The following is a 16760-nucleotide window of genomic DNA, read 5'->3' as shown; positions in this document are numbered from 1 at the left end:
TTGCTTCCCGGATAGGAACCGATACACACATATGTCCCATGTCTGACGGGCCCAAACCCCATGTGGGCGGGCCGATCATAGGACCCGGCGCCGCTACGGTGCAGTTCGGCGGCGTGCCAGCGGCAAAGGTAACAGACAGCTGTACCTGCGCCAGCGCTCCGGCAACCATTGTCAAAGGCTCTACCGGTGTGTTCCTCTGCAATATGCCTGCGGCAAGGCAGGGCGACATTACCGCACATGGCGGCGCCATTGCTACGGGGCTGGCCACGGTGAACATAGGCGAGATCAATATGGCGCTGATGACGCCTGCTAATATTGCGATCATTCTCGGTGTGATCAACTCGGCCAATTCGGTAACGAACTGCGCCGATATCACGACATCGGTCATTGCGCTTTTTCGCGGCAATGGCCCGCTGATAGCGCCTAACGGCGGTGGCCAGACGGATGAAGAGATCAATACCAACAATAATGTTACTATAGGTCCCTATAATCAATCCATTGCCGGCATCTTTGCCCAGGTGCAGGCGGGTGGACCAGGAACGGTGCAGGTGATGACGATCGACTACCCCCCTCCCGGCGGCGGCGGGCATGTGGTGGCCGTAGCCAATGTGAACGGGCAGGTAGGCATAATGGAAGGCCAGGACTGGAACGACGGCGCACAGCCGCATGGCTTTATCACCGATCCGGCAGTGGCCAACGCCCGCTACAATCCTTCTGGCGGTACCACTTTCGCCACAGCAACCGTACCTTAATGAACGCTTATGAAACTTCGCCTGACCCTATATGTATTGCTTATCCTGCACGGCCTGACCTGCGCCCGCTGCAGCTACGGGCAGCAAACCGGGAGGGCCAAATATAAAAGGATGATCACTTTTGAAGCCGCACAGCAGAAAGCTATCGACACGGTAGCCCAATTGATGCACCATGATAAAGATGTTGTGCTCTGGGCCAAAGAGACGATTACCCGGCCTTACGGCTGGTACTTCATCTTTACCACGAAAAAATATATAGAAAGCCGTAGTCCGCACGATATTAAATTCGGCGTACCGCATGTGTTCGTATCGAAAGACGGTAAGCTGGAAGTGGTGCCGACATCGATACCCTTGCAATCCTTTATCGATCATAAAGACCAGCAGGCCGGCCAACAGGAAAAATAAAACAATATCATGAGCTATCCCCTGCTACGCAAAGGTGACCGGCTGCCTGCCGTAGGTGTACTGCAAAAGCTGCTCAACCTTAACGGTGCGGGCCTCACGGTCAGCGGTCGCTTCGATGCGGCCACCCGCACTGCGGTAACGCAGTTCCAGGAAGCCAACCGCATCTATTCCGCAAATGGTTCTGTAAGCCGGGAAACCTGGACCCGCCTCATGTCCGGCGGCCATGCCACCCTGCAGCTGCCTGTGATCGACTGTGTGGATGTGTGGGATATGTCGCTCTACGAATATGAAGCTGCCGACATCGCCGCTTCAGGTGGCAGCCCCATTCTTATCGGCGGTATGTGCAATGGTGTGGAGCAAGCCGTGGACGAGATCCTCAGAAGGGCCGGCAGCAATGTATTCCTGCTGCGCTTCCATGGCCACGGCGCACCGGGCTTTGCCGGGGTATCAGTAGGGCATGGTGCATTCAGCAGAGGCGAGCGGGCAAGCATCGATGTGTCTAATATGGAAGCCTTGATGCCAGTACTGTCGCGGCTCAGGAGCATCTTCGGCCGCTATGGCTGCGTGCAGTTCATGCATTGTGCTACCGGCGCGAGCATCAGAGGGCAACAGCTGCTGGAATTCATTGCCGATACGCTTGAAGTACCCGCTACCGGTGCGCAGCTTGAGCAGCTGGGGGGTGGTATGGATACCTTTGCATACGAAGGGCCAACCACAACGGCCATACCCGGCGGCGCCTCCCTGGAAGCCTGGGCCGGCAGCCTGCCCAATTTCCCCGATATGTACCGCGTACGACCTATTGCTCCCGCCGATCCGCATGCCATGATGCATTAAGTCTGTTTTCTTTACTCTAAATCCTTGTCCCATGTCTATCCTGCAATCCTATTCGTTTTCGGAGAAAGCCAGACAGGCGCTGCACATTGCCGCGCAGATTGCTCGCGAGAATATGCATGGCCGCTATGCCGCGGCGCACCTGTTGAAAGCGTTGCTGCACAAAGATCTTCCCTTGCTGAAATTCCTGGAGCAGAAAGGCGTCGATGTTTATTACCTGGAGGAATGGGCGGAGATCAGGATCGAACAATATCCACGCGACGGCAGGATAACGCCGGAACCGGAAGCAGACAGCGATCTGGAACCCTTGTTCAGCGAGGCCGACCATCTGAACCTGAAGCTGCACTATACGGCGCTAGAGCCGCAATGCCTGCTGATCGCGCTGGCAACGCCTGGTGTTTCTTTTGCCCATGAGCAATTGAAAAGTTTTCCGCTGAACGCTGCGCAGCTGCTGCAATGGTACGAAAGCGGCGCCGCCGGTGCAAACGGTAACGGTATGCTTCCCGCCGGCTTCGCCGGCGAACGCAAGCCCGGCGCAGGAACGGAAGCACTCAGTAAATACGGGATCGATAAGCTGGCGCAAGCCCGCAGCGGAACACTGCTGCCGGTGATCGGCCGCGATAAAGAAATAAGACAGATCTGCGAGATCATCAGCCGCAAAAGCAAGTCCAACGTTATTCTTACCGGGGAACCGGGTGTAGGCAAAACCGCCCTGCTCGATGGCTTTGCGCTGGCAGTAGCAGAAGGCCGCGTGCCACAGCATCTGCGCGCAGTAGCGATCTATGAGCTGGACAACGGAGCGCTGATGGCCGGCGCTTCCTATAAGGGAGAGATCGAAGACCGCCTGCGGAAAATGATCCGCGAACTGTATGCGCAGGAAAGGCCCATCCTCTTCATCGATGAGATCCATACCCTTATCGACCGGAACAATCCCAACGGCGGCGCAGCGGGCATCCTGAAAGCAGAGCTGGCCAAGGGCTTGCTGACAGTGATCGGAACGACCACTGTGGAGGAATACCGCAAAAGCATAGAGAAGGAGGAGACTTTCAGCCGTCGCTTTGAAGTGATCAAAGTCAATGAGCCTGATACAGCAACGGCCGAACGCATGCTGCGTAACCAGGCCGCCCGTTATGAAACGCATCACCGCCTGAAGATCGGCGAGCCGGTCTTCGGTGAAACGATACGGCTGGCCAGGCGGTTCATCAAAGACCGCAGGCTGCCCGACTCCGCCCTCGACCTCATGGACCGTACTCTGGCTGTATGCCGCATGATGGCGGATACATCCGTACAGGATGTATCCGAGCTGAAGCAAAGGCTGCAGGCTGCGGGCGCCGCACCTGGCGAAGAACAGCTCCGCTGGCTGTACCACGAGGTGCAAACCGGGCTGAGTCCCGTACTGCTCGCCCGCCATAATGAAGAAAGGGAGTTTGACAAGATGCTGGAATGCGCCGAGATGCACCAATACCTCGACGGCTTGCTGTGTAACCTGGAAACCATAGCTACCCTGGAGAAAACAGAGATCGACAACACCGACCTGAGCGCCGTGGTCGCTAATGTGACAGGCATTCCTATAGGGAAGATACAGACGAAGGAACAGCAGCGCCTGGTGAATATGGAAAGCCACCTGCAGCAACGCGTCATCGGGCAAGACCATGCGCTGAAGACGGTTTCGGAGGCCATACTGGAATCCCGTTCGGGATTGAACAAAGCCGGGCAGCCCATTGCCTCGTTCTTCTTCCTGGGCCCTACCGGCACCGGGAAAACAGAGCTGGCCAAGGCTTTGGCCGAGTTCCTGTTCCAGGATGAGCATTCGATCATCCGCTTCGATATGTCTGAGTTTAAAGAAGAACATTCTGCGGCGCTGCTCTACGGCGCCCCCCCGGGCTATGTTGGCTATGAAGAAGGTGGTATGCTGGTCAATAAGATCCGCCAGCAGCCTTATGCCATCGTCCTGTTCGACGAGATCGAGAAAGCACATCCTTCCGTCTTCGATATTTTCCTGCAGATCCTTGATGAAGGTAAAATGCATGACCGGCTGGGCAAGGAGGGCGACTTCTCCAATGCGGTGATCCTGTTTACTTCCAACATCGGCGCCGAGCAGATCATCAGCAGTTTTGGCGAAGGCCATATTCCGCGCTCCGATGAGCTGATGGAGATCATGACGCGCTTTTTCCGTCCTGAGTTCCTCGCCAGGGTTACCGAGATCATTCCGTTTGCCCCGGTGAGCATCGATAACGTAGTCCGCATTTTCAATATCCACCTGGAGCCCCTGCTACGGCAGCTCGAAGCGATGGGCATTACCCTTAAGGTTTTACCGGAAGCCGCCGACCACCTCGCGCACTTGGGCTTCACACCGCGCTATGGGGTACGCCCGCTGAAAGGCGCGATCAGGACGGCTTTGCGCAAGCCGCTGAGCCGCATGATCATCAATGGCGACATTAAAAAAGGCGATACGGTCACGGTAGGCGTTATTGAAAAAGAGCAGGGGCGGGAGCTGGACTGGCAGATAAATAGCTGATCCAATGTTATGGCATGAAGCGGGATTAAATGGACAAAAGCCAGTCCTGGCCATAATTACGTCTTTTTACGTATTTCCCGTTGCCGGTACAGGATGTATTTTTGTAAGAGAACCGGTGACCCGATTTTCTTCAACCTGACAAAACGAATATCCCATGATGGACAATAACTACGGCATTGGCGGCAACGAGGTGAAGACCGACGCCAGCGAGGCCTTTGCCGATATTCCCCAGAACCGCACGCTGATCGCCGAAAAGCTGACCAAGGATGCACCGGTAAAGCCGGAAGTTGTACATGGATTGCAGACGGTAGAGCAAGTCTTTGCGCATTACAAGCCCGAGCTGAACGTAGATTTTGAAGATACGGAAGGCACTACCCGGAAGGAAACCCTGCGCTTCGCCAACCTCGGCGACTTCGGCACCAGGGGCATTACCGCACAGAGCGAATTCCTCAAAGACAATGCTGCGCAGAAAGAAGAATACCTGAAGATCATCAAGCAGCTTAAGTCCAACAAGATCCTGAAATCGGCCCTTGCCGATCCTGAGGCTAAGCAGGCTCTGCTGGATGCCATTAAAAGCATGATCGCAGAGCTGCAACACAATAAATAACCGGCACAGCGACGTCCTCCTGCGACCTGCTGCCCTTATCTAAAAAGTATCCTCATGTCCTTCAAAGCCAAAATGATCATCGGGGAGAATGAGTATAACATTCTCAACTTTGAATACGAGATGTCGCAGTCGATCGACCGCAACGGTGTGCCCCGTGCCAATGTGATCGGCAACCTGATGATCCTTACCCTGGAAGCGACGGCCCGCAATTCGGAGATCACCGAATGGGCCACGGACAACAATATGAAAAAGAACGGCCGCATCGAGTTCTATCGTCGCGACGGAGATGCCGCGGGGAAAAAGATCAACTTCAACGATGCTTACCTGATCTACCATAAAGACATATTCGATGCCGCCGGACCGGTCCCCATGAAAACCATCCTGCATATCTCGGGCATGCGTGTCACCGTAGATGACAGCTACAGCATTACCAGCTCGGGCTTCGACTGGAAGAAGGCAGGCGTAGCCTTTGCCAAGGCCGCGGGCTCTGCCGCGCTGGGCTTTGCCGCAGGCGCCGCGAAGACCGGCGCAGCCGATGCGCTGGGCAAAGATTCCTCCGAAAACAAATATGCCGGCGAAGGTATCGAAGGCGCCAACAAGCTGGGCGACGGTGCGATCTCCAGCTTTATACCCGACTAATGACCCATTAGCTGACCTGTACCCAAAAACGTCCGGAAACAAAAACCCGGGCGTTTTTTATCGGCGATGGGTTACCTTTGGTCATCATGTACCTTCTGCAAACACCCAAGCTGCTGCGTGCCCTGGCGCCCTCCTATGCCGAATGGAGCCTGCCGGCGCAGACGCAGGACCCGGCAGTATACCTGACTTTCGACGATGGCCCTCACCCCACGGCTACGCCCTTTGCCCTGGATCAGCTCGCTCATTATGAAGCTAAGGGTACCTTTTTCTGCATTGGTAAGAACGTGGTGGAGTACCCGCAGATCTATGCTCGTATCCTGCAGGAAGGCCACAGCACAGGCAACCATACGCACAACCATCTTAAAGGTTGGACCACGCAAACCAAAGCCTATATTGAAAACACGCTGCAGGCCGCACAATTCATCAACAGTAAGCTGTTCCGCCCGCCCTACGGTCGTATCAAGCGCATGCAGGCTGCGCAACTGCACGAGATGGGCTACCGCCTGATCATGTGGAGCCTGCTGAGCGCCGACTTCGATACGGCGCTGGAGCCGAAACGCTGCCTGGAGAACGTGGTCTTCCACCTGAAGCCAGGCGATATCGTGGTGTTCCACGACAGCCAGAAGGCCTGGGACCGCATGAGCTACGCCCTTCCGCGGGTGCTCGAGCATTGCAAAAAGAACAAATGGCGGGTAGCCGCGCTGTAAGCTTCCGATTTAGGACGGATTTAAGAAAGAGGAATCCGGTACAATGAGTAATTTCGGTTGTATATCCTCTTTACCATGCGCAGAAAAACCATATTCGGGATCGCCGGAGGCGTTCTCGTGCTTACCGCGGCAACGGTCTTCGCCACCGACCGCTGGGTGACCGGATCTACCCGGAAGCAGCTCTACAGCGACGTTCAACAGGTTCCACACAACAAGGTCGGCCTGCTGCTAGGCACGACTAAATTCCTTAAGGGCGGCTGGATCAACTACTATTATCAATATCGCATTGATGCTGCCGTGGCCTTGTTCCAGGCAGGAAAAATCGATTTCATCCTCATCAGCGGCGACAACGGCACCGAGCATTACAACGAGCCGGAAACCATGCAGGCCGACCTGATCGCCAGGGGTATTCCTAAAGAGAAAATCTTCCTGGATTATGCCGGCTTCCGCACACTGGACAGCATCCTGCGCTGCAGGGAAGTCTTCGGTGAAAGTAAGGTCACAGTGATCTCACAACCCTTCCACAACCAGCGGGCTATATTCATAGCCAATCATAAAGAGGTTGCGGCTATCGGCTTCAATGCCCGCGATGTGAACCGCTACGGCGGCTTGCGCACACAAGCAAGGGAAAAGCTGGCGCGGGTAAAAATGTTGCTGGACCTGCTTTTTGACAAGCAGGCAAAATTCTATGGCGAAAAAATAAAGATACAGTAAGGGCTACAGCGCGGTAACGCTGATACCGGTCATCTTACGGTAGAGATCGATCGCATACAGGTCCGTCATGCCCGAGAGATAGTCCACCACCGATTGCAGGTTAGCGTATAACGCGCCTTCGTCCTTACTGATGGGGAACTGCTGCGAGATGAGCTGCAGCAGCTTGAACGATTTTGTGCGGCCGGGCTGCAACACTGCGCCCACAAACTCTTTCAGCAAGGCGCCGATGATATGATAGCCGGCAATCTCGATCTCCACCACGGGCTTGTAATTGTATACATTACGGTAGGAATAGGTATTGACCTCTTCGAGCAGGGCCAGGTAAGCGGGCGGCAGCAGGTCCATAAGCGAATGTTCCAGGGTACCGCTCAGCAATTGCTCCTCATGCTGCATAAAAAGGCCGGCCAGCTGCTGCACCATCAGCCCTATCCATACGGCGCGGATGTACTGCACTTTCTGGTTGGGATCGTTGATCCGCTGCACCTGCGCGCTTACCGTTTCAAAATTATTGTAGCCGGTCTCCTCTTTAAAGAAGGGCAGGAAAAGGTCTTGTATCTTTTCGAGGGAAGTAATACCCAGGCGATGCGCATCCTCCAGGTCGATCACGCGGTAGCAGATATCATCTGCCGCTTCGGTAAGAAAGACATAAGGGTGCCGCGCATACACCTGTTCCGCACCTTCATGCTTCAGGATACCGAGGTTGGCCGCTATCGCTTCATAGGTGTTGCGCTCGGAGTCGAAGAAGCCCGATTTCTTGCGGCTGATCAGTCCCGAGGCTTTGTTAAAGCCTTCCAGGGAAGAGCAGGGATATTTGACAATAGCGGCCAGCGTGGTATGCGTAAGGTTATAGCCCCCCGATACCGGCTCGTTGAAATTATGGGTAAGAATACGGAAGGCATTGCTGTTGCCTTCGAATTTATGAAAATCGCGAAGCTGGTTGGGGCTCAGCTGCTCTTCCAGCAAGCGGGCGGCAGGACTTTCCAGCTCAGTGAAATAAGAACGGATGGCATCTTCGCCGGAATGACCGAAAGGCGGATTGCCGATATCATGCGCCAGGCAGGCGGCAGAGATCACCGTAGCCAGCTCGTAACGGTAAAACTCGCGGAAAGCTTCGCCGGCTTCTTTGTATTTATCCGACAGTCTTACGCCAACTTCCTTTCCCAGGGAACGGCCTACAGAAGCCACTTCCAGGCTATGGGTAAGCCGGTTGTGCACAAATACGGGACCGGGCAGGGGAAAGACCTGCGTTTTGTTTTGCAGCCTGCGGAAGGCCGATGAAAAGACAATGCGATCGTAGTCGCGCAGGAAAGAAGTACGGAGACGGTCGGGATTCACTACTTTATCCGGAGCATCGCCGCTGCGTCTTGCGCTGAAAAGCCGTGCCCAATCCATGGTCTGTTGCATGGGGGCGAAGGTAAGCAACAGGGGGCAATTTACCGACCGCCGATCAAGTTTTATGCGATGCGTGCAAGCGTGATCCTGCTGCTTATGGCCTACGAATGAGCGTATAAACGGCCATATCGGAAAAAGTGTCGTTGAACCGGATGCGGTCTTTGAAATGTGCCTCCTTGCTGAAGCCCAGGTGTTCGAGCAAGGCGATAGCGCCGCGGTTGGCGGGCGCCACTTTGGCTTCGATGCTGTGCAGTCCCATCGCTTCCCAGCCGAATTGAAGAATGGCGGTTACCGCTTCCAGGGCCATGTGCGTGCCCCATTGCGCCACGGCCAGCTCGCCGCCGATCTCCGCCCGCAGGTTGGGATAATCGATGCTGTTGAAACCACAGGTACCGATCATCGCCCCGTTTGCTTTCAGCACACCGGCCCAGCCGATACCCTGCTGCTGCTCAAACGCTGCCATGGTACGGGCAATGAGGGCTTCGGCCTGATCGAGGGTTTCCATGGCGCTGCGTGCAATGAACTGGTTCACCCGGCCGCTGGCGCGCATGGCCCATATCTCTCGGGCGTCTGCGGACCCAATACCGCGCAGCAGCAGCCTCCTCGTTTCCAGCACAGGAAAATGGCTGAAGACGGCTCTGTTGATTTCCATAGCTTCAGAATATAAAAAAGGAGCTGCGTGTAATGAGCAGCTCTCTTGGTTTATTTCTTATCCAGGTAGAGATCGAAGGTATCGCCCCTGAGGCCGATACGCATGGCTTCCAGCGGAATGATCTCGTTGGGCGCGATGTTGCCCAGGTTCACATTGCAACCCAGCAGCTCGAGAAAGTACAGCTGCTGCGCCTTTTGCGGCGCTTCCCAGATGATCTTCTCGGCGGGGATCTTGGTCAGAATCTCCTGCACCAGGCCTTCGCGCACTTCGCCCGTACCGCGATAGATGCCGATATTGCCGGCTTCGCGGGCCTCGGCGATCACATAAGAGGAGCCGGCATTGAGCTCGGCCGACATCTGCTCGATCCACTTATAAGGCGGCATCACATGAGAAGCGTCTTTGGAACCGACTTCTGACAATACGGTGAACCCTTCTTTAACGAGGCGCTCGATATACCCGCATTTTTCTTCATGGGGAATAGATACCGACCCGTCGGAGACCTCTACCAGCTTTACGCCGAAGTCTTTCATGGAAGCGATGTAATCGTCCAGCTGTCTGCGCACGAGGAAAGCCTCGAACAGGGTGCCGCCGAAATATACCGGTATGTTGTGCCTACCGTATATTTCCAGCTTTTCCTTCAGGTTGTTGGTGACATAAGCAGTGCCGAATCCCAGCTTGACCATATCGGTGTAAGGATCGGCAACGGAGAGAAAATTGTTGACATCGGCAATACCCATGCCTTTATCCATAACCATAGTGAGCCCGAAGGAACGTGGTGCTGCTGTTCGTTCCGGGATCTGTTGCAGGGTAAAATTCATAAAGTTTCTTGCTTGTTTAATAACCGGCGCTGGGTTTATTGAAAACATGTGAGAGCAAAAATAAGGGATAATCATTTTATTACGTCCGTTAGCTTAATTTCGCCTCATGACAGACAGAAAACAAAGTCCGCCGGTGCTGGATGCTGTTCATTTCCATTACCAGCTGCAGCCCCTTCACCAGGAAAGCTTCCCCAACCAGATCCCGCTTTACTGGCTCAATGCCGGTACACAGGAGGTGGTGCAGGTGGAATGGGTATTTGAAGCGGGGCTGTGGCAGGAGCCGCAAACGGCGGTAGCGCAGGCAACAGCAGCCTTGTTGAAGAACGGAACGACCCGGCGCAGTGCGCTCGAGATCAACGAAGCGATCGAATTTTACGGCGCTTCGCTGAAGGTGACGGCCAATAACGATTATACTATAGTTACCCTACATACGCTTACGCGGCACCTGCCGGCCCTGCTGCCCGTGATCCGGGAGGTGCTTACCGAAGCGTCCTTCGCAGCGGGCGAGGTGGAAACCTATGTGCGCAATGCACAACAGCGGCTGGGCATCAGTCTGCGGCAATGCGATTTTGTGGCCAACCGCAATATCGATGCTTATCTCTTTGGAAAAAACCATCCCTACGGCCGCTTTACCGAGGTAGCCGATCTGCAGGCCCTGGATACCGCTACACTGCTGGATTTCCACCGCAAGCATTATCAATCGGGCAACTGCCGCATCTTCATGGCTGGAAAAATTGACAAAAGTCATGTGGCTATGGTTGCAGCCGAGTTCGGCAAAGAGCAATGGGGCGATACCGGGGCGTTGCCGGCAAAGGACCATGCAACAAGCCCGGCAACCGAAAAACACTACCGTATTATTAACGACGAAAACGGGGTACAGGGTGCAGTACGCGTTGCCAGGGGCTTCCCCACGCGTCAGCATCCCGATTTTTCACCCATGCTGGTGCTCAATACCTTGTTCGGCGGCTATTTCGGCTCGCGGCTTATGGCCAATATCCGGGAAGAGAAGGGCTTTACTTATGGCATTTATTCGCAGATCTATAATTATAAAAGGGCCGGCGCTTTGCTGATCGCTACAGAAGCGGGAAGGGATGTTTGCGAGCAGACAGTGACTGAAGTGTATAAAGAAATGGACCTGCTGTGCCAGGAACGCGTAGATGAAGAAGAGCTGCTGCTGGTAAAAAATTACCTGCTGGGCAATATCCTCGGCGATCTCGACGGCCCCTTCTCCCTGATGCAGCGCTGGAAGAACATTATTCTCAACGACCTGCCGGCCGATCATTTCGACCGCAATATCGAAATTTACAAGACCATCGGCCCCGACCACCTCCGGGACCTGGCGCAGCAGTACCTGAACCGGTCCGGTTACTATGAGCTGGTAGTCGTTTAAATCCATTTGCCGTGAAAAGGTTACCTTTACCGCCTCATTTTAATAACGCAATATGCAGTTTTTAGATTTTGAAAAACCCTTGGAGGATCTCAACAACCAGCTGGAGAAGATCAAAGCCATCGCAGAGAAGAACCATGTGGACATGTCGGCTTCTGTAAAAGAGCTGGAAGCCTCGCTGGAGCAGACCCGCAAGCATATCTACGAAAACCTGACACCCTGGCAAAGGGTGCAGCTGAGCCGCCATCCCGAGCGGCCTTATACCAATTATTATATCAGCCGCGTCTGCAATAAGTTTACCGAGCTGTTCGGCGACCGCAATGTGGCCGACGACAAAGCTATCGTAGGGGGCTTTGCCGAGATCGACGGCGAGCCGGTAATGATCATCGGGCATCAGAAAGGGACCAATACGAAAATGCGCCAGCTGCGCAATTTCGGTATGGCCAACCCCGAAGGATATCGTAAGGCCCTGCGCCTGATGAAGCTGGCCGAAAAATTTGACCGTCCTATCGTTACGTTAATCGACACGCCGGGGGCCTACCCCGGACTGGAAGCCGAAGAGCGAGGACAGGGTGAGGCTATTGCCCGCAACCTGTTTGAAATGGTGAACCTGCGCGTACCGGTTATCTGCATCATCATCGGCGAAGGCGCCAGCGGCGGCGCCCTGGGTATCGGCATCGGCGACCGTGTGGTGATGCTGGAAAATACCTGGTACACCGTGATCTCTCCCGAAAACTGCTCTACCATTCTCTGGCGCAGCTGGGACTTCAAGGTACAGGCCGCCGAGCAATTGCACCTGACCTCCAGGGATATGTCCGGCTTCGGATTGGTAGACGGCGTATTGCCCGAACCGGTGGGCGGCGCGCACAGCCAGCCTGAGGCAATGGCTGCAAGCCTGAAGGAGTATGTGCTGAAGACGCTGACCGAGCTGAAAAAGATCAATCCCGACAAGCGCATCGAGCAAAGGATTGAGAAGTTTTCCAAAATGGGCTTCTACGAAGAAGTATAAAACAGATAACCACGATACAACCGCTGAACAATGTTTGAAGGTACCGGCGTCGCCCTTGTAACGCCATTCACAATAGACAATGCTGTAGACTACCCTGCGTTGGGCAGGATCATCGACGCGGTAACTGAAGGTGGCGTAGACTTTCTCGTTGCTTTAGGCACCACGGCCGAAACGCCGACCCTGACCAAAGAGGAGAAAAAGGAAGTGCTGCATTTCATTCTGGATCATAATGCCGGCAAGCTGCCCGTAGTGGTAGGCATCGGCGATTACAATACACAGGGCTTGCTGGACACGCTTGCCGAATACCCGATGGAACGGATCGCCGGCATCCTCAGCGTGGCGCCTTATTACAACAAGCCTTCGCAGGAAGGCCTGTACCAGCATTTCAAAACGCTGGCCCTGGCTACGGACAAGCCTATCATCCTGTACAATGTACCCGGCAGAACAGTGAGCAATATCCACCCCGATACGGTGCTGCGCCTGGCAAAAGACTTTAAGAACATTGTCGCCATCAAGGAGGCCAGCGGCAATATGGCACAATGCATGGACCTGGTAGCCCGTGCGCCGGAGCACTTTACCGTGCTCAGCGGCGACGACAACCTGATCCTGGCCCAGGCGGCCATCGGCATGAAGGGCGTGATCTCGGTGGCTGCCAACAGCTATGCCGCTCCTTTCTGCGCTATGGTCAAACATGCGCTCCGCAATGAAATGACAGAAGCACGACGCCTGCATTACGAGCTGCTGGACCGTATCAACCTGCTGTTTGCCGAAGGTAACCCTACGGGCGTAAAGTTTGCCCTGCACCTGCAGGGTCTTTGCGAAAACGTGCTGCGTTTGCCCCTGGTGCCCGCCAGCGAAAGCTTACAACAACAATTCAGGAAGGCCTGACCTTAAATTTTTCATACAGAAAAGCATCCCGGACAACCGGGATGCTTTTTGTTTTTAAGAACATGAAACCATATCTCTTATTGGACATCGACGGCGTACTGGTAATCGTTCCTTCCTGGCAAAGGCCGGAATTGCTGGAGGATGGGTTTATGGCTTTTCAAAAAAAGGCCGCAGCAAATCTTGTCCGCCTGCTATCGCTTGCAGCAATGCAGCCGGTATTGGTTTCCAGTCACAGGCATCATTACACCGCTGAGGAATGGCGCCTGCTGTTTGCTAACCGGGAGATTTATCTCCCTTCAATCGTCTTGATCGAAACCGGAGCTTTTCCGGGAATTCCTTCCCGGAAAATGGAAATCGAAACCTGGGCAAACAAAAATCCCGGCGCCAATTTCATGCTCATTGATGACGACAGCAGCCTGCAGGCGCTGCACCCGGCACTAAAATCGCGTTGGGTGCAAACCCTTCCCCTGAAAGGTTTTGACGATGAAGCGTTCGGAAAAGCGATGAGATTACTGGACCTTGCTTAATATCGTTGTGGCGAAAAAAAAGAGGCTATCTAAAATTGGTAATTTTTGCCATTTTAAGGGTAATCGAAATACAACAAAATGACGTCTCAAGCCTGTTACATTTCGACTTCGCTCAATGTGACAGGCTTGAGACCTTTTAGGAGAGCCTCTTTCCTGTATTTGTTTTATAGATCGCCCAGCTGCGGACGCAACACGATATGCTCTACGGTAGCCTGTGCCGAAAGGCAATAAGCGCTCCAAAGGATGTCGGCTATATCTTCGGCCTTCATGATCCGGTCGGGAGCAACGCCGCTGCCGCTCCAGCTGTTACTCCATACGGCGCCGGGACTAATGGCGGTTACCTTAATACCTTCGTCACGCAGCTCGTAGCGCAGGTTTTCGCTGAAGCCGAGCAAAGCGTATTTGGTAATGCTGTAAGCGCCGCCATTGGGATAGGCCCGCAAGGCGGCTACGGAGCAGAGGTTAAAGATGTGCCCGGCGTGGTACTGCTTCATGGATGGAAGCAGGGCGCGGGTAAGATGGTAAGCGCTGTATACATTGGTGGCCATCAGGCCTTCGAGCTGGTCATCGGGCTCGGTGGCCAGGGCGCCAGGGAAGTACAGGCCTGCATTGTTGACCAGGATGTCGACCTGGCGGAAATTGTTCAGGATATTGCGGGCAAAGTCCTTAACCTGCGCTTTATCGCGCACGTCGACATTCTGCATAAAAACTTTCCTTTCGGGGTATTGCCGTTCCCACTCGTCGTGAAGGTCGCGCAGGTTATTGGTGGAGCGGGCGCATACCGCCACGTCGAAGCCTTCGCTCAATAGCTTTTCTGCTATGGCTCTCCCGATACCCTTGGTGGCGCCGGTAATAACTGCTGTTGGCATACGTTTATATTTTTGAAGGGCTTATTTTTTATGCCTGCAAAAGTAACTTTTAAGGATATTGTTTGTTGTCTTGACTTTTAAGTAAATGTATTGGTCACTGGTTAAAAACAGCGCCATTTTCAAAAAATAACTTTTCCTTTCATTTGATCCGCTTTGCTTATATTGCCTTTTGATGCGCATTGGTTTCCGACATATATTGTTGTTGCTTTTAGTATGTATGAGCGTTCATAATTCCCTGGCACAAACGGGAGACCCCGGCCAGAAAAAACGGTCGTTCGTCGGGAACATTATTTATGGTATCCGCACCAGCTTCGGAAAGGACACAACAGGTAGAAGAGAAAGCGTGACCATATTGAATACAGATGCCCTGCTGCCCTATGAAGGAAAGATCATCCGCAGCATCCGCACCGACCAGCTGGGTTTTGAAAAGAGCATCTCCGACTCGGCCGGCAATTTCATCTATTTCGGCACCAGGGTGCTGAACGCCGTTCACGCTACGTCGAGAGACCAGACCATACGCCGCAACCTGTACCTGCAAACCGGCACGCGTTTCAATCCCTACCTGGCTGCTGATAATGAAAGGTACTTGCGTACGATCGGTTTTATACAGGACAGCCGTATTATTATTGACAGCAGCAGCACCACCGACTCGGTCGATATTATCGTCATCACCAAAGATCTCTTTGCCTACAGCCCTTCCATTGGCGGCCTCAGTCCCTTGCGGCAACGGGTGGGCCTCAGCAATATCAACCTGCTGGGTACGGGACAAAAGGTCTCCTTCACTTACCTGCACGATACGCGGCGTAAGCCGGCCAGCGGTATCGATGCGGGATATAGCTACAATAATATCGGGGGGTCCTTTATCAATGCGGGCTTCAACTTCAGCAAGATCACCCGCAATATCTACGACCGGCGGGAAGATGAAGAAAATTTCCTGCTGCAGCTGGACCGGCCGCTGGTATCGCAATACAAGCGGCTGGCTGGCGGCCTCATCGTCGGCAAAGGCCGGTCGATGAACCTGTATCCCAATTACTACGGCGGCGATTATTACCGCTATGAATATGGTGTGGGCGATGTGTGGGCCGGCTACAACCTGGGCGCCCGGAAATACCTGAACGATCAGAAGCTGCATGTGAAGAAGTTCATAGGTCTCCGCTATTTCAATTACCATTTCTTCGAAACACCTTACCAGGTCAACGATAAGGTATTTGATCAGCGGTTCAATTCGCGGCAGGGTGTGCTGGCCAGCCTCACGCTGTTCCGGCAATACTATTACAAGACCCGTTACATCTATGGTTTCGGCGTTACGGAAGATATCCCGGCAGGTTTCAATGTGTCGATCACGGCGGGCTGGTACAAGCAGCTTGACCTGTCGCGGCCTTACCTGGGCCTTGATGCTTACCGTTACATCGTAACCCGCAAAAGGGATATCGCCGGCCTGTTCGTGCGCAGCGGCCTGTTCGTTAACCAAGGCAATATCGAAGATGCAAGCCTGATGTTCGGCGGCAGCTTTTTTACCCGGGTGCTGTACGCTGGAAACAAAAGAGTACGGCAGTACTTCAGGGGCAGCTACTCGGCCATCATCAACCGGGTAGCGCTCAACCCGCTCCGCATCAACAATACCCTGGGCGTACGCAATTTTAATTCCGACCTGGCCTCGGGCAATTGCCGGCTGGCGCTGCGCTGCGAAACCTTTGTCTTCCTCGAGGAAAAATACTTCGGCTTCCGGCTCGCGCCCTTCGCTTCTGGCGACCTGGTGTACCTGGGCCGTAACCAGAGCGCTACGGACGAATCGGGCATTTTTTACGGGCTGGGCGGCGGCATCCGCGCGCGAAACGAGAACCTTGTCTTCGGCACCTTCGAGTTGCGCGGGATCATTATTCCCAGGAAAGGCACGGGCGACAACCGTTTCAAGATCAGTGTGGCGGTCAACCTGCAATTCCGCTACAACAGCAGCTATGTGAGCAAACCCGATATTGCAGAGCTGAATGGCGATGTAACGGGCGATATCTACTAATTCAAGGCGGGACTTATCTTCGCAGCAT

Annotated in this window: 17 protein-coding genes; 13 read left to right on the top strand and 4 right to left on the bottom strand. The window is 54.2% G+C overall.

Features of this window, described 5'->3' with window-relative positions; all coding sequences use genetic code 11:
- Positions 1-38: 38 nt before the first annotated feature.
- The 8 genes from DZC79_RS00465 to DZC79_RS00430 all read left to right on the top strand — a co-directional run bounded on the left by DZC79_RS00465 (position 39) and on the right by DZC79_RS00430 (position 7173).
- Positions 39-752: a PAAR domain-containing protein gene (locus tag DZC79_RS00465; RefSeq protein ID WP_232831721.1), complete on the top strand. Its 714-nt coding sequence runs from the start codon at positions 39-41 to the stop codon at positions 750-752.
- A 9-nt stretch (positions 753-761) separates the two neighbouring features.
- The gene (locus DZC79_RS00460; protein WP_118949581.1) at positions 762-1157 is read left to right on the top strand and encodes a YrhB domain-containing protein; all 396 of its coding nucleotides are present in this window, start codon (positions 762-764) and stop codon (positions 1155-1157) included.
- A gap of 9 nt (positions 1158-1166) precedes the next feature.
- Entirely contained in the window at positions 1167-1991 is an 825-nt protein-coding gene (locus DZC79_RS00455) for a peptidoglycan-binding domain-containing protein (RefSeq protein WP_118949580.1), read from the top strand.
- Between the two features lie 31 nt (positions 1992-2022).
- Entirely contained in the window at positions 2023-4506 is a 2484-nt protein-coding gene (locus tag DZC79_RS00450; protein ID WP_118949579.1) for an ATP-dependent Clp protease ATP-binding subunit, read from the top strand.
- A 154-nt stretch (positions 4507-4660) separates the two neighbouring features.
- A complete protein-coding gene (locus DZC79_RS00445; RefSeq protein WP_118949578.1) occupies positions 4661-5113 on the top strand; it encodes a hypothetical protein in 453 nt (150 codons plus the stop codon).
- A gap of 54 nt (positions 5114-5167) precedes the next feature.
- Positions 5168-5752, top strand: a complete 585-nt coding sequence (tssD, locus tag DZC79_RS00440; protein ID WP_118949577.1) for a type VI secretion system tube protein TssD — start codon at positions 5168-5170, stop codon at positions 5750-5752.
- A gap of 86 nt (positions 5753-5838) precedes the next feature.
- Complete coding sequence (locus DZC79_RS00435) at positions 5839-6459, top strand: polysaccharide deacetylase family protein (protein WP_232831720.1); 621 nt, start codon at positions 5839-5841, stop codon at positions 6457-6459.
- Positions 6460-6534: 75 nt separating this feature from the next.
- Entirely contained in the window at positions 6535-7173 is a 639-nt protein-coding gene (locus DZC79_RS00430) for a SanA/YdcF family protein (protein WP_118949576.1), read from the top strand.
- Between the two features lie 3 nt (positions 7174-7176).
- On the opposite strand, the gene dgt is transcribed toward DZC79_RS00430, so the two are convergent.
- From dgt to DZC79_RS00415, 3 genes are all read right to left on the bottom strand, one after another.
- Positions 7177-8577 carry a dGTP triphosphohydrolase gene (gene dgt / locus DZC79_RS00425; protein WP_232831719.1) on the bottom strand — a complete coding sequence of 467 codons (1401 nt, stop codon included), beginning with the start codon at positions 8575-8577 and terminating at the stop codon, positions 7177-7179.
- A gap of 82 nt (positions 8578-8659) precedes the next feature.
- Entirely contained in the window at positions 8660-9217 is a 558-nt protein-coding gene (locus DZC79_RS00420; RefSeq protein WP_118949575.1) for a GNAT family N-acetyltransferase, read from the bottom strand.
- 50 nt (positions 9218-9267) lie between these two features.
- Positions 9268-10035 carry a phosphosulfolactate synthase gene (locus DZC79_RS00415; RefSeq protein WP_118949991.1) on the bottom strand — a complete coding sequence of 256 codons (768 nt, stop codon included), beginning with the start codon at positions 10033-10035 and terminating at the stop codon, positions 9268-9270.
- Positions 10036-10141: 106 nt separating this feature from the next.
- Here DZC79_RS00415 and DZC79_RS00410 point away from each other — a divergent pair, with 106 nt between their 5' ends.
- From DZC79_RS00410 to DZC79_RS00395, 4 genes are read left to right on the top strand one after another with little or no spacing between them, the layout of a single operon-like run.
- Positions 10142-11425, top strand: coding sequence for a M16 family metallopeptidase (locus DZC79_RS00410; RefSeq protein WP_118949574.1), 1284 nt, complete (start codon positions 10142-10144; stop codon positions 11423-11425).
- A gap of 52 nt (positions 11426-11477) precedes the next feature.
- Positions 11478-12431 carry an acetyl-CoA carboxylase carboxyltransferase subunit alpha gene (locus tag DZC79_RS00405; protein ID WP_118949573.1) on the top strand — a complete coding sequence of 318 codons (954 nt, stop codon included), beginning with the start codon at positions 11478-11480 and terminating at the stop codon, positions 12429-12431.
- 30 nt (positions 12432-12461) lie between these two features.
- Entirely contained in the window at positions 12462-13319 is an 858-nt protein-coding gene (gene dapA, locus DZC79_RS00400) for a 4-hydroxy-tetrahydrodipicolinate synthase (protein WP_118949572.1), read from the top strand.
- On the top strand, positions 13247-13846 hold the full coding sequence (locus DZC79_RS00395; RefSeq protein ID WP_157976827.1) for an HAD domain-containing protein: 600 nt from the start codon (positions 13247-13249) through the stop codon (positions 13844-13846). The genes dapA and DZC79_RS00395 overlap by 73 nt, the downstream gene beginning before the upstream one ends.
- Positions 13847-14010: 164 nt before the next feature.
- Here DZC79_RS00395 and DZC79_RS00390 read toward each other — a convergent pair whose 3' ends face one another.
- Positions 14011-14715 (bottom strand): SDR family oxidoreductase, encoded by a 705-nt coding sequence (locus tag DZC79_RS00390; protein WP_118949570.1) that lies wholly within the window; start codon positions 14713-14715, stop codon positions 14011-14013.
- 217 nt (positions 14716-14932) lie between these two features.
- Here DZC79_RS00390 and DZC79_RS00385 point away from each other — a divergent pair, with 217 nt between their 5' ends.
- On the top strand, positions 14933-16732 hold the full coding sequence (locus DZC79_RS00385) for a BamA/TamA family outer membrane protein (RefSeq protein WP_118949569.1): 1800 nt from the start codon (positions 14933-14935) through the stop codon (positions 16730-16732).
- The last annotated feature ends 28 nt before the right edge of the window (positions 16733-16760 follow it).

This window comes from Taibaiella helva, assembly GCF_003545695.1.
Taxonomy (GTDB): Bacteria; Bacteroidota; Bacteroidia; order Chitinophagales; family Chitinophagaceae; genus Taibaiella; species Taibaiella helva.
This window is presented reverse-complemented; position numbering and strand designations above follow the sequence as displayed.

Coding starts and splice junctions, on each gene's coding strand:
- DZC79_RS00450 (WP_118949579.1), top strand. CDS start 2,023: ATGTCTATCCTGCAATCCTATTCGTTTTCGGAGAAAGCCAGACAGGCG.
- tssD (WP_118949577.1), top strand. CDS start 5,168: ATGTCCTTCAAAGCCAAAATGATCATCGGGGAGAATGAGTATAACATT.
- DZC79_RS00415 (WP_118949991.1), bottom strand. CDS start 10,035: ATGAATTTTACCCTGCAACAGATCCCGGAACGAACAGCAGCACCACGT.
- DZC79_RS00405 (WP_118949573.1), top strand. CDS start 11,478: ATGCAGTTTTTAGATTTTGAAAAACCCTTGGAGGATCTCAACAACCAG.
- DZC79_RS00385 (WP_118949569.1), top strand. CDS start 14,933: ATGAGCGTTCATAATTCCCTGGCACAAACGGGAGACCCCGGCCAGAAA.
- DZC79_RS00410 (WP_118949574.1), top strand. CDS start 10,142: ATGACAGACAGAAAACAAAGTCCGCCGGTGCTGGATGCTGTTCATTTC.
- DZC79_RS00430 (WP_118949576.1), top strand. CDS start 6,535: ATGCGCAGAAAAACCATATTCGGGATCGCCGGAGGCGTTCTCGTGCTT.
- dapA (WP_118949572.1), top strand. CDS start 12,462: ATGTTTGAAGGTACCGGCGTCGCCCTTGTAACGCCATTCACAATAGAC.
- DZC79_RS00460 (WP_118949581.1), top strand. CDS start 762: ATGAAACTTCGCCTGACCCTATATGTATTGCTTATCCTGCACGGCCTG.
- dgt (WP_232831719.1), bottom strand. CDS start 8,577: ATGCAACAGACCATGGATTGGGCACGGCTTTTCAGCGCAAGACGCAGC.
- DZC79_RS00435 (WP_232831720.1), top strand. CDS start 5,839: ATGTACCTTCTGCAAACACCCAAGCTGCTGCGTGCCCTGGCGCCCTCC.
- DZC79_RS00420 (WP_118949575.1), bottom strand. CDS start 9,217: ATGGAAATCAACAGAGCCGTCTTCAGCCATTTTCCTGTGCTGGAAACG.
- DZC79_RS00390 (WP_118949570.1), bottom strand. CDS start 14,715: ATGCCAACAGCAGTTATTACCGGCGCCACCAAGGGTATCGGGAGAGCC.
- DZC79_RS00445 (WP_118949578.1), top strand. CDS start 4,661: ATGATGGACAATAACTACGGCATTGGCGGCAACGAGGTGAAGACCGAC.
- DZC79_RS00465 (WP_232831721.1), top strand. CDS start 39: ATGTCTGACGGGCCCAAACCCCATGTGGGCGGGCCGATCATAGGACCC.
- DZC79_RS00455 (WP_118949580.1), top strand. CDS start 1,167: ATGAGCTATCCCCTGCTACGCAAAGGTGACCGGCTGCCTGCCGTAGGT.